The organism is Pseudomonadota bacterium (assembly GCA_039196715.1).
GTDB lineage: Bacteria > Pseudomonadota > Gammaproteobacteria > CALCKW01 > CALCKW01 > CALCKW01.
Genome location: JBCCUP010000105.1, coordinates 1 through 12,051 on the forward strand (window position 1 = coordinate 1; position 12,051 = coordinate 12,051).

At 68.1% G+C, this 12,051-nt stretch carries 9 protein-coding genes; 5 read left to right on the forward strand and 4 right to left on the reverse strand.

The genetic code is table 11. The features are described from left to right. Positions 1-295: 295 nt before the first annotated feature. The 3 genes from AAGA11_21145 to AAGA11_21155 form a co-directional block, all read right to left on the reverse strand. A complete protein-coding gene (locus AAGA11_21145) occupies positions 296-1,090 on the reverse strand; it encodes an alpha/beta hydrolase (protein MEM9605381.1) in 795 nt (264 codons plus the stop codon). A 4-nt stretch (positions 1,091-1,094) separates the two neighbouring features. Further along, the gene (locus AAGA11_21150) at positions 1,095-2,414 is read right to left on the reverse strand and encodes an O-acetylhomoserine aminocarboxypropyltransferase/cysteine synthase family protein (protein MEM9605382.1); all 1,320 of its coding nucleotides are present in this window, start codon (positions 2,412-2,414) and stop codon (positions 1,095-1,097) included. 123 nt (positions 2,415-2,537) lie between these two features. Then, entirely contained in the window at positions 2,538-3,692 is a 1,155-nt protein-coding gene (locus AAGA11_21155; GenBank protein ID MEM9605383.1) for a dimethylsulfoniopropionate demethylase, read from the reverse strand. A gap of 204 nt (positions 3,693-3,896) precedes the next feature. On the opposite strand from AAGA11_21155, the gene AAGA11_21160 reads away from it, so the two are divergent. From AAGA11_21160 to AAGA11_21175, 4 genes are read left to right on the forward strand one after another with little or no spacing between them, the layout of a single operon-like run. Then, positions 3,897-4,343, forward strand: coding sequence for a RimK/LysX family protein (locus AAGA11_21160; protein MEM9605384.1), 447 nt, complete (start codon positions 3,897-3,899; stop codon positions 4,341-4,343). Further along, the gene (gene rimK / locus AAGA11_21165; GenBank protein ID MEM9605385.1) at positions 4,340-5,245 is read left to right on the forward strand and encodes a 30S ribosomal protein S6--L-glutamate ligase; all 906 of its coding nucleotides are present in this window, start codon (positions 4,340-4,342) and stop codon (positions 5,243-5,245) included. The genes AAGA11_21160 and rimK overlap by 4 nt, the downstream gene beginning before the upstream one ends. 3 nt (positions 5,246-5,248) lie before the next feature. After that, positions 5,249-6,292: a succinylglutamate desuccinylase/aspartoacylase family protein gene (locus tag AAGA11_21170; protein MEM9605386.1), complete on the forward strand. Its 1,044-nt coding sequence runs from the start codon at positions 5,249-5,251 to the stop codon at positions 6,290-6,292. Positions 6,293-6,347: 55 nt separating this feature from the next. Continuing rightward, positions 6,348-7,241 carry a DMT family transporter gene (locus tag AAGA11_21175; GenBank protein MEM9605387.1) on the forward strand — a complete coding sequence of 298 codons (894 nt, stop codon included), beginning with the start codon at positions 6,348-6,350 and terminating at the stop codon, positions 7,239-7,241. Between the two features lie 8 nt (positions 7,242-7,249). Here the strand turns inward: AAGA11_21175 and AAGA11_21180 are convergent, their stop codons facing one another. After that, on the reverse strand, positions 7,250-8,395 hold the full coding sequence (locus tag AAGA11_21180; GenBank protein ID MEM9605388.1) for an aminotransferase class V-fold PLP-dependent enzyme: 1,146 nt from the start codon (positions 8,393-8,395) through the stop codon (positions 7,250-7,252). Positions 8,396-8,510: 115 nt separating this feature from the next. Here AAGA11_21180 and cobN point away from each other — a divergent pair. Beyond that, positions 8,511-12,051 (forward strand): cobaltochelatase subunit CobN (gene cobN, locus AAGA11_21185; protein ID MEM9605389.1); only part of this gene is annotated, 3,541 nt, incomplete at its 3' end.

Below are 12,051 nucleotides of genomic sequence, written 5' to 3' on the forward strand. Positions count from 1 at the left end.
ATGGCCCTGTGGGAGCCGAGTCGTTGCGGAGCAACACACGGCGAAGCGGCGGCGCAGAGGTCGGATGCACGGCACGACACATCGCCCCTGGGCGGGCCCCCGGCCTCCCGTCAGGACGGCCGCGCTCCCACAGGGGTTAGGGTTGGCACATGGCCCTGTGGGAGCCGAGTCGTTGCGAAGCAACACGCGGCGAAGCGGCGGCGCAGAGGTCGGCCGCAGGGCACGACACATCGCCCCCGGGCGGGGCCCCGGCCTCCCTTCGGGACGGCCATGCTCCTGAAGGGGGCCGCAGTGCTCAGTCGAGTGCAGTGATGAAGGCGGACAGGTGACGCAGCACCGCGTCGGGGGCCTCGATCGGCAGCATGTGACCCACCCCGTCCAGCACCGTGACGTCTTGCACGTTCGGCAGCGCGTCGCGCAACACCATGCCGCCCTTGAGCACCGTCATCTTGTCGTCGCGCGCGAGGATCAGTTGTGTCGGCGCGGTGACAGTGGCCGCCGCCGTGAGGCCGTTCCGGTAGGCATTGCTGCAGGTCAGGTCCGCGTGCAGCGGGTTGGCGCTCATGATCCTGTGGCCGATCGCGATCGGTGCCTGGCCTGGCACGTGCGACATGCCGCCCAGGTAGGCATCGCTGAAACCCCAGCTCAGCATGGCGTCGACCGCCGCGGTTTGGTCGGTTTTCGCCATCTCGAGCAGGGCCGGGTTGACTGGCACGGCGTGAGCTGACGCGACCACGCTGAGCGAACGCACCCGCTGCGGCTCACGCGACGCTGCCTCCAGCGCGATCAACGCGCCTTGAGAGTGTCCGACGAGGCTTGCGGTTGCGATGCCGAGGGTGTCGAGCAGATCCCAGAGCCAGTCGGCCTGTTTCTCGATCGAGCGCAACGGCCGGCCGCCAGACAGGCTGTGGCCGGGCAGATCGGGTGCAACGACGGTGTGCCCGCGAAAGGCAAACCACCGGCTCTGCAGTGCCCAGGTGCGGTGGTCGAGGCCGCTGCCGTGCAAGAAGACAACCGCCGGGAGCGCCGGGTCGATGGATTTGCCGCCGGTGGCGACGTGGATGGGCGCGTTGTTGACGTTGATCTTCACGGTGTCACCCCTCGCCGGCGCGTTTGAGCGCCCGTTGTGCGGCCTTGAACCCGCGGGTGAAATCCGACTTGATGTCGCGCAGGGATTCGAGCCCGACCGAGACACGGATCAGGTCGTCCGGGATGCCGGCGGCCTTGCGTGCCTTGGCGTCGAGTCGGGAGTGGGTGGTCGACGCCGGGTGCAACACCAACGTCCGCGAGTCGCCAACGTTCGCGAGGTTGGTTGCCAGCTTCAGCGCATCCATGAAGGCCTTTCCGGATGCAACGCCCCCTGCGACACCGAAGCTCAGGACCGAACCGGCACCGACCGGGAAGAGGTCGCGTGCGAGGGTGTGGTTCGGGTGGCTTTCGAGGCTCGGGTGGTTCACCCAACTGACACCGTCGTGTGCGGCCAACCAGGTGGCAAGGCCCTCGGCGTTTGCGACGTGCTTCGGCATCCGCAGATTCAGTGACTCGAGCCCCTGCAACAGCAGGAAAGCGTTTTGCGGACTCATCGCCGCGCCGAAATCGCGCATGCTCTCGGCGCGAATGCGCATCGACAAGGCGCTCGGGCCGAACTCGTCGAAGAAACTGATGCCGTGGAAGGGTGCATAGGGCTCGGTGAGCGTCGGGTACTTCTCGGGTGCCTTGCCCCAGTCGAAGTTGCCGCCGTCGATGATCGCCCCGCCGAGCGCGTTGCCCGCGCCGCCGACCCATTTCGTCAACGAGTGCACGACGATGTGGGCGCCGTGCGCGATCGGGTTGTTGAGTGCGGGTGTGGCAAAGGTGGCATCGACCACCAGCGGCACGTGTTTGCGCGCGCAGACCTTTGCGAGCGCCGGCAGGTCGGCGATGTCGAGGCCGGGGTTGCCAATCGACTCGCAAAAGACAAGCTTGGTATTCGCCTCGATGGCGCGGCTGACCGCGCGGTGCTTGTTGATGTCGACGAAGGTCGTCTCGATGCCGAACCGTTTGAGCGTACTGCGCAGCAGGGTCGCCGTGGACCCGTAGATCTGCGCGGCCGCGACAATGTGATCGCCTGCCGAGCAGAGGGTCGCGAAGGTGGTCATCAGCGCGCTCATGCCAGAGGCGGTGCACACCGCCCCGACACCGCCCTCCAGCGCAGCCATGCGCTGTTCGAGCACCGCCACGGTCGGGTTGGTCATGCGGCTGTAGATGTGTCCGCCGGTCTCCACGTTGAACAGGGCCGCGCCATGGGCCACGTCATCGAAGGCGTAGCTCGTGGTCTGGTAGATCGGCACCGCCCGCGAACCGTGGTCGCTCTCGGGGCGGTAGCCGGTGTGCAGCGCGATCGTCGCGGGATCGAGAAAGGAGGCTTTGCTCATGTCGGTTCGCTGTGTGGAATACGCCGCAGTATACCGGCCCGAGGCGGACCGAACGGCGTTGGTTGCATCGGCACCCGGCGAGCTCGCGTTGCCGTGTCGGTCAAGACACCGTGCTCAGCTGGCTCAGCGCGGCCGCGGCGTCAAGCCCTCGTCGTCGAGCGTGAACGGCAGTTCGACGACCCGCGCTGGCACCCGACCGTTGCCGGTGTCGAGTTCGAGCGTCGCGCCTTTGACGAGGGTGGCCTCGATGTGCTCTGCGTCGAGCATCGCAAACCCGAGCCAGGCGTCCCACCGGGCTGACAGACACTGGGAGGTGACGTCGCCCACGGGTTCGCCCTGCAGCAACAACGGCGGTGCGATCGCTCGGGGAGCGCTCTCGACGCCTTCGGCAATCACGCCGACGAGCCGACTCGGGATGCCGAATTGCCGCTGCAGGCGCAGCGCTGGCAGGCTCATGCTCTCGATGTCGCGGTCGAGGTGGCAGTACTTGTCGAGGCCGCACTGGAGCGGGGTGGTGGTCAGGTCCATGTCGCTGCCGAAGGACAACAACCCGGCTTCCATGCGCTCGATCTGGTTCGGGCAGCCGTGCCCGACGTTGAGGTCCTCGCCGGCCGCGAACAACGCATCCCACAGCGCCTGGCCGCGTTCGGGGTGGTTGACGTAGATCTCGAAGCCGCCCTGGTGCGACCAGCCCGACCGCGCCACCAGAAAGCGATGGCCTTGCCAGTCGAGGTGTTTGTAGCGGAAAAAGCGAATGTCGCGGACCGCGTCGCCAAACACCCGCGCCATGAGCGCCTCGGCCTTGGGGCCTTGCACCGCGACCGGGCAGACATCGGGTTCGTCCACGGTGACGTTGAGGCCGGCACCCTGGGCCAGGCCACGGGCCCACAGCAGCACGTCGGAGTCGGCGATACTGAGCCACCAGCGGTCGTCGCTGTGCTTGATCGCGATCGGGTCGTTGACCATGCGGCCCTGCTCGTCGCAGAGCGGCACGTAGAAGCACTGGTCGTCCTTGGCGAGTGAGAGGTCGCGCGGGGTCATCCACTGGATCAGCTTGGTCGCGTCTGGGCCGGCGATTTCGACCTGGCGCTCGGCGCTCACATCCCAGACCTGCACGTGCTCGCAGAGGTGCCAATAATCCGCCTCGACGCCGCGGAACCAGCTCGGCAGCAGCATGTGGTTGTAGACCGTGAAAGACTGCACGCCACCGGCGAGGATGCGGCTGGTGAACGGCGTGCTGCGGACACGGCGCGAAAAGGTGATTCCGGGTGCGGACATGGGTCGGCTCTCGAGTGTGGCGCGGCGCATTCTCGGCTGCGCGTCGACGCGAAACAAGGCCTGCAGCGACCGAAACGCGGCGGTTTGGGTCGCCGCTGCGGCGTCGAGCGGGGTCCGTCGCGGGCGCCGACCCGATTCCGCGACCCCGACGCGGTAGAATGGGGGCGAGCGTCGGCGGGGCGTGTGATCGAGGATGCTGCAGACATGGCCCCAGAGGCAGGGCAGGTAATCGGCTGGCGCGAGTGGGTCGCGATGCCGGCGCTCTTGCACGCCCCGGTGCGTGCCAAGGTCGACACCGGCGCGCGCACCAGCGCGTTGCACGCCGTCGATCTCGAGTTTCACACGGTCGACGGTGTGGACCAGGTCCATTTCAGCTTGCCGTTCGAATCGGGTCGGCGGGTCAGCCACCCGGTGCATGGGCGGCGCAAGGTGCGCAACACCGGCGGGGTGCCGGAACTGCGCACCACGATCCGCACGGACCTCGTGCTCGGCGACGCGCGCTGGCTGGTCGAGGTCACGCTCGCTGATCGCACGGGCATGCTGAATCCGCTGATTCTGGGCCGTACGGCGATCCGACGACGCAAACTGCTGGTCAACGCCGGCCGATCTTTTTTGTGCGGCGCGCCGCACGCCACGGGAGACGACACATGAAAATCTGCATGATGGCACGCAACCCGGAGTTGTATTCGCACCGGCGCATGATCGAGGCTGCCGAGGCGCGCGGCCACTCGATGGAGGTCGTCAACACGCTGCGTGTGACCATGAACATCACCTCCCGGCGGCCCGCGCTCTACTACAACGGCGAGAAACTGCCGAAGTTCGACGCCGTGATTCCGCGCATCGGTGCGTCGGTCACCTTCTACGGGCTGGCCGTGTTGCGCCAGTTCGAGCTCATGGGCGTGTTTGCGCTCAACGAGTCGGTGGCCATCGGCCGATCGCGTGACAAGCTGAGGTCGATGCAGTTGCTCGCCGAAGCGGGCGTGGGTCTGCCGGTCACGGCCTTCGCGCACGACCCCAAGCAGACCGACCAGGTTATCGAGATGGTCGGGGGCGCGCCGGTGGTGATCAAACTGCTGGAGGGCACACAAGGCATCGGGGTCGTGCTCGCCGAGACCCACAACTCCGCCCGCTCCGTGATCGAGGCCTTTCGCGGCGCCAACGTCAACATCCTGGTGCAGGAGTTCATCAAGGAAGCCGGCAATTCGGACATCCGCGTGATCGTCGTCGGGGGCAAGGTGGTCGCGGCGATGGAGCGCTCGGGCGCGGCGGGCGACTTTCGCTCGAACCTTCACCGTGGCGGCAGTTCGCGCTCGATCAAGATCAGCCCGGAAGAGCGGTCCACCGCCGTGCGCTCGGCGAAACGGCTCGGTCTCAATGTCGCGGGTGTGGACCTGCTGCGCTCGAACCACGGCCCGGTGGTCATGGAGGTGAACTCCTCGCCGGGGCTGGAGGGTATCGAGAAGGCAACCGGTGTCGACGTCGCCGACAAGATCATCCAGTTGATCGAAAAGCACGCGCTCACGCGCAAGTCCCGAACCAGCAACAAGGGCTGACGTGTGTCGAGAGTCGCCTTTCACTTCGGCGGTGACAAGATCGAGCCGGGCACGCGCGGCTCGGTCGATCTGCCCGTCGGTACGCTGACCGACCACACCCCGGTGCGCTTGCCGGTGCACGTGGTGCACGGACGCAAGGCCGGGCCGACCGTGCTGGTGTGTGCGGCTATCCACGGCGATGAAATCGTCGGCGTCGAGATCATCCGGCGGTTGCTCGCGCAACGGCACTTGAACCAACTGCGCGGCACGCTGATGGCTGTGCCGATCGTCAACGCCTTCGGCTTTCTCGCGCGCTCGCGCTACCTGCCGGACCGTCGCGATCTCAACCGCTGCTTTCCGGGCAGCCCGCACGGCTCGCTGGCATCCCGTCTGGCGAACATCTTCCTCGGGCAGGTGGTGGCGCGCGCTGACCTCGTCATCGACCTGCACTCGGCTGCCGTCCACCGCACCAACCTGCCGCAGATCCGCGTCAACCCGGACCAACCGCGGGCGCGGGAACTGGCCAAGGCCTTTGGCGCGCCGGTGTTCATGGTGTCGCGGGTGCTCGAGGGCTCGTTGCGCGAGGCGGCGGCCGAGATGGGCGTCGATACCCTCCTGTACGAGGCCGGTGAAGCCTTGCGCTTCGACGAACCCTCGGTGCGCGTCGGGTTGCGGGGCATCCTGCGGGTGTTGCGCACGCTCGACATGCTGCCGGCGCGCCGGCGGCAGAGCGAGCGGGTCGAATCCATCGAAACCGTCGGCAGTCAGTGGGTTCGGGCCGAGCACGGCGGGCTGTTTCGGGGCTTCAAGGGGGCGGGCGACACTGTCGAGGCAGGTGACCTGCTCGGCGTGATCTCGGACCCTTTCGGCGCCAATGACATCGAATTGCAAGCCCCGGAAACCGGCATTGTCATCGGCCGAACGCAACTCCCGCTGGTCCACCAGGGCGATGCGCTGTTCCACGTTGCCGGGGTTCGGCGAGCCGAGATCGCCGAGCAGCGCATCGAAGCCTACGAAGCGGCGCTGCAAACCGACCCGATGTTCGACGACGACGACGAAATCATCTGATGCGCACGCCGGCGGCTGTCGCGTGTCACGCAGCAGAGGTGAGGCGTCGCGCGTTGTGACCGAGTGGGTGTTGGCCATTGAGGGCACGGACACCGGCCGTCGTGTCGCCATCGGGCTCGCCCTGCTTGCCGCCGTGTTGCACGCGACGCTTGGGGCAATGCAGAAGGGCCGCTACGACCCGGTGACCATGCGCGGTGCCGTCGACCTTTGCTACCTGCTGTTGGCGCTGCCCCTCGCGGTGTTCGTGGTGCCCTGGCCCGAGCCGGCGCTCTGGCCGGTGTTGGTCGGCGTCTTCGTCGTGCACAGTGTGTACAAATTGCTGCAAGCCCGGGCCTATGAGCTCGGCGCGTTCACGGTGGTTTACCCGGTCGTGCGCGGCACCGGACCCCTCGTCACCGTGCTGGTCGCCGGCGTGCTGTTCAGCGAGGTCTACACGGGGCGGCAGTGGGGCGGGGTGCTGCTGTTGTCCGGCAGCATCCTTGCGCTGGCCTGGGTCAACGTGCGGGACGTGCAGATCGACCGCGGTACCCTGGTGGCCGCGCTCGGCTACGCGCTGGCAACCGGGTGCTTTGTGGCGGCCTACACCGTCTACGACGCCTGGGGCATCCGACTGGCCGAACACCCGGCTGTCTTCATCGTCTGGTTCTTCATTGTCGACGGGCTGCTGTTTCCGGTCCTGGCCTGGCGTCGGCGGGTGCGAATGGCCGAGCCACCGGCGTGGCTGCCGTTGTTGCGTCGCGGTCTGGTCGGAGCAGCGGTTGCCATGGCGAGCTTCGGCTCGATCATGCTCGCGACGCGCGTCGGCAAAGTCGGCGAAGCGGCGGTCCTGCGCGAGACCTCGTCGGTCTTCGCGGCGCTGATCGGTTGGTGGATTCTCGGTGAACAGGTCGGCTCGCTGCGTGGCGCGCTGATCGGCCTGATCGCCACGGGCGCCATCCTGGTGTACTGATCTCGGTGTCACTGCGCCTCGACGCACAAGGTGCGCACCAAGGTGTCGATGTCTGTGTCGCTGTTGTAATGCGCCAGCGACACACGCAAGCGCCCTCGTCGTGCGCTGCAGACCACGCCTGCCCGGCGTAACCGCGTTACCACCGACACCGCCGTGGCGTTCGGGTGGGCGAGCGCGACGATGTGCGGCGCCGCCGCAGGGTCAGACGGAGCGCGATACGGCGTCCAAGGGGTGCTGGCCACTGCCTCTGACAGGTGCTGTGAAAGCTGGCCGGCGTGGCGTTCGATCGCCGTTGCCCCCAGTCGGTTTAACTCGGATACCGCAATCGCCAAGCCTGTCACAGCGCCGTAAGACATGGTTGATTGGGTAAAGCGTTGCGCGCCGTCGGCCAGAGGCAGCTGCGTGGGTTGCGTGTCGAACGGGTCGGGTGCGCCCATCCAACCCGGCATCGGCGGGGTTTTCGTCGTGAGCGTGGGCGAGAGCACGGCCAGGCCCACACCACCTTGCCCGCCAAGCCATTTGTAGCCGCTGCTGACAACCGCGTCGGCGTCCCAAACGGCGGTGTCAATCGGGAGTGAGCCTGCCGATTGGGTGACATCGACCACCAGCTGCGTGCCGTTGGCGCGTGTCGCACGGCGCAAGCGCGGAACGTCGACGCGAGATCCGGTCGAAAATTGCACGTGGCTGACCGCGAGCACGGCTGTGCGCGCGTCGAGCTGGTTGATCAGCGTCTCGGTCAGGTCCTGGTCTGCCGATTCTGCGACGAACTTCACCGTCGTGTCCGATCGCGTCGCGAGCGCCAGCCACGGGCGCGTCAAGGCCGGGAAATCGCTGTCGACACACAGCACGTGGCTGCCGCGCGGCAGCGCGAGAAGGTACGGCAATTGGGACAACAGCTCACTGGCCCCTGACACGATGGCCAGTTGCGCTGGAGGGCAGTTGAACAACTGTGACGCCGCTTCGCGCAAGGGTGTCAACAAGGCCAGCTCGTCTGCGTCGCTCAAGTGCAGGTTGCCGTGCTGCCCGACGTTGTCGAGGTACGCGTGCATGGCCGCCACGGCGGGCGCCGGTGTGAGTCCCAGGGAGGCCTGATTGAGGTAGGTCGCCTGAGCGAGGCTCGCGTAGTCGGCGCGGTTCGACAAGGCAGCGATCATGGCCTGCGTCCTCTGGGTTGCGGGCTGTACGCACCGCTTTGTTTCGAGTTTGCCACGGTGCGTGTACCGTGGCGGCGTATACTGCGCGCCGTCTTCCCCCGCGACACCTTGATCCATGCACCTGTTGCGCACCGAACCTGGTGGCTTTGTCGACGACGCCGATGGCATCGCCCGCGTTGAGCAGAGCCCCGCCGACTGGGTCATCCTGTCGGCCGCTGACACCGAGTTGGCGAGCCTCTCTGTCGCGGCACAGCGTCTGGCGGCGAGCGGGGCGTCGGTGTCGCTGCGGCTCGCGAACCTCCTGCACCTGCGCCAGCACGCCTCGGTCGATCTGTATGTCGACGACGTGCTGCAACACGCGACTTGCGTGGTGGTTTCCTTGCTCGGGGGCGAGGGCTATTGGCCCTACGGTGTCGAGCGGCTGCGCGCGCTCGCCGCAGCGCGCAGCCAGACGGTGATTTTCGTGCCGGGTGACGACCACGACGACCCCGCACTTCGGGCGTGCTCGACGGTGGCGGACGCGGTGTCCGAGCGCGTTTGGCGCTACTTGCGCGCCGGAGGCGCCGGCAACGCGCTCAACCTGCTGCGCTTGCTCAAGGCCGGCGGCGACCTGTCGGCGGAACTCGATGGGCCTCGTCCCTTGCCGCCTGTTGCGGTGTACCACCCGCTGGAGGAGGCCCGCGCACTGGAGCGTTGGCAACAGGCCTGGCAGCCCGAACGGCCGGTGGCGGCGGTGCTGTTCTACCGGGCGCACCTGCTCTCGGGCAACACCCAGGTGTTTGACAGCCTGTGCGACGCACTCGTTGCAGCAGGTCTCAACCCGCTGCCCATGGCGGTGGCCTCGCTCAAGGACCCGGTCTGCCGGGCAACCGTGAACGAGCGCCTGGTCGACGCGGGTGCCGCTGTGATCCTCAACACCACGGCCTTTGCGATCGGCACGGCGGGAGAAACCTGGGCCAACCCGTTCGACCGCGCGGTGCCGGTGTTGCAGGTGGTGCTGGCCGGTGGCAACCGGGCCGCGTGGGAGGCCTCGACGCTCGGGCTGCAGCCGCGCGACCTCGCGATGCACATCGCCTTGCCGGAAGTGGACGGCCGCGTGATCACGCGCGCCATCAGCTTCAAGGGGCTCGCGCGCCGGTGTGAATTGACCGAGTGCGACGTGGTGCAGTACGAGCCGGACGTGGCCCGCTGCGCGTGGGTGGCCGAGCTGGCCGCGCGCCAGGCCCGATTGGCGATGACCCCCAACGCAGACAAGCGCGTGGCCCTGATCCTCGCCAACTACCCCAGCCGGGAGGGCCGCCTCGGCAACGGAGTCGGGCTCGACACGCCGGCGTCGGCGTGCGGCCTCTTGTCCGCACTCAAAGGCGCAGGCTACACCGTCGACACGGTACCCGCTGATGGCGATACCTTGATGCAGTGTCTGCAGGCGGGCGTGACCAACGACCCGGTCGCACGGGCGCTGCGTCCCGTGGCGCAGTCGGTGGCGCTTGCCGACTACGACGCGTGGTTCGCGTCGGCCCTGCCCGAGGCTTTACAGGCGGCGGTGGTCGAGCGCTGGGGCCCTGCCTCCGCGGCGCCCGACCTGCGGGACGGTGCCATCCCGATCGCGGGCCTCCGGCTCGGCTCGGTGTTCGTTGGTGTGCAGCCCGCCCGTGGGTACCACCTCGACCTCAACGCGACCTACCACGACCCGGACCTCGTGCCGCCGCACAGCTACATCGCGTTCTACTTCTGGTTGCGCTTTGGCTGGCAGGCCGATGCCGTCGTGCACGTTGGCAAGCACGGCAACCTCGAGTGGCTGCCGGGAAAAGGCGTCGCACTCTCCGACGCGTGCTGGCCCGACGCGTTGCTCGGCCCGATGCCCAACGTCTACCCCTTTATCTGCAACGACCCGGGTGAGGGCGCGCAGGCCAAACGGCGCACACAGGCCGTGGTGGTCGATCACCTGATGCCGCCGTTGACCCGCGCCGAAGCCTACGGGCCGATGCGCGAACTCGAGCGGCTGGTCGACGAATACTTCGACGCTCAGGTGCTCGACCCGCGCCGCGCGGCTCGGCTGCACACCGAGATTCTCGCGGTCGCCAAAGGCGCGCACCTCGACCGCGAGCTCAAGGCAGACGGCGACGACGCGCTGATCGGCGAGCTCGACGCGTACCTGTGCGAGCTCAAGGAGGCGCAGATTCGCGACGGCTTGCACGTGTTCGGCGAAGCACCGCGCGGGCGGCTTGCGGTTGACACCACCGTGGCGCTGTTGCGCCTGCCGCGTGCAGGCGGGGAGGGCGAGCACGCATCCGTGCTCCGCGCCCTCGCGCGCGACGCCGGCATCGACTACGACGTGCTCGACTGTGCACTCGGCGACCGGTGCGACGGCCCGAGACCGGCGTGGCTCGACGCGCTGGACACGTCGCCGTGGCGCAGCCGCGGCGACACGGTCGAACGGCTCGAGCGCGCGGCGGCTCTTCTCGTGGCCGGTGACATGGCGGCGCCCGGCGAGCACAGTGCCGCGCTTGCGCCCGCGATCGCCGCCGTCGCCCGCTGCCTCGACGACAGCGCCACCGCCGAGACCGCCAACACCCTGGCTGCGCTCGCGGGGGCGTTCGTTCCTCCCGGGCCGAGCGGCGCACCGTCGCGCGGCCGGCTCGACGTACTGCCGACCGGCCGCAATTTCTATTCGGTTGATGTGCGTGCGATTCCGACGCAGACGGCCTGGCACCTGGGTTGGAAGTCGGCCGGTTTGCTGATCGAGCGGCACCTGCAGGACCACGGCGACTACCCACGCACGCTCGGGCTGTCGGTCTGGGGGACGGCGACCATGCGAACCGGAGGCGACGACATCGCCCAGGCCTTTGCCTTGCTCGGTGTGCGCCCGGTGTGGGACACCGCATCGCACCGCGTGACCGACTTTGAAATCCTGCCGGTCAGCATCCTCGATCGACCGCGGATCGATGTGACCCTGCGGGTGTCCGGATTCTTCCGCGACGCGTTCATGAACGTGATCCGCCTGTTTGACGCCGCGGTGCAACGCGTGGCGACCCTCGACGAGTCGGATGAAGACAACCCGATCGCGGCGCGCGTGCGCGCCGAATCCGCGCACCTGACGGCACAAGGCGTCGACGCCGCGTCTGCCCGGGCGCGTGCCGCGGCGCGCGTGTTCGGCAGCAAGCCCGGCAGCTACGGCGCCGGTTTGCAGGGCCTGATCGACGAGGGCTGTTGGGACGAGCGCGCCGACCTCGCCGAGGCCTACGTCAACTGGGGTGGGTACGTTTACGGGCAAGACCGCGACGGCGTCGCCGCGCACGCCGATTTCGAGCATCGGCTCGGCCAACTCGAGGCCGTCGTGCACAACCAGGACAACCGCGAGCACGACCTGCTCGACTCGGACGACTACTACCAGTTTCAAGGTGGCATGAGCGCCGCGGTGGCGACTCTCAGCGGGCGCGAGGCGGCGGTCTACCACATGGACCACAGCCGGCCCGAGTCGCCGCGCGCCCGCACCCTGAAAGAAGAGATCAACCGCGTCGTGCGCGCACGGGTGCTGAACCCCAAGTGGCTGGCCGGCGCCCGGCGCCACGGGTACAAGGGGGCGTTCGAGATGGCCGCCACGGTCGACTACCTGTTCGCATTCGACGCCACGGCGCGCGTGGTCGAGGACTACC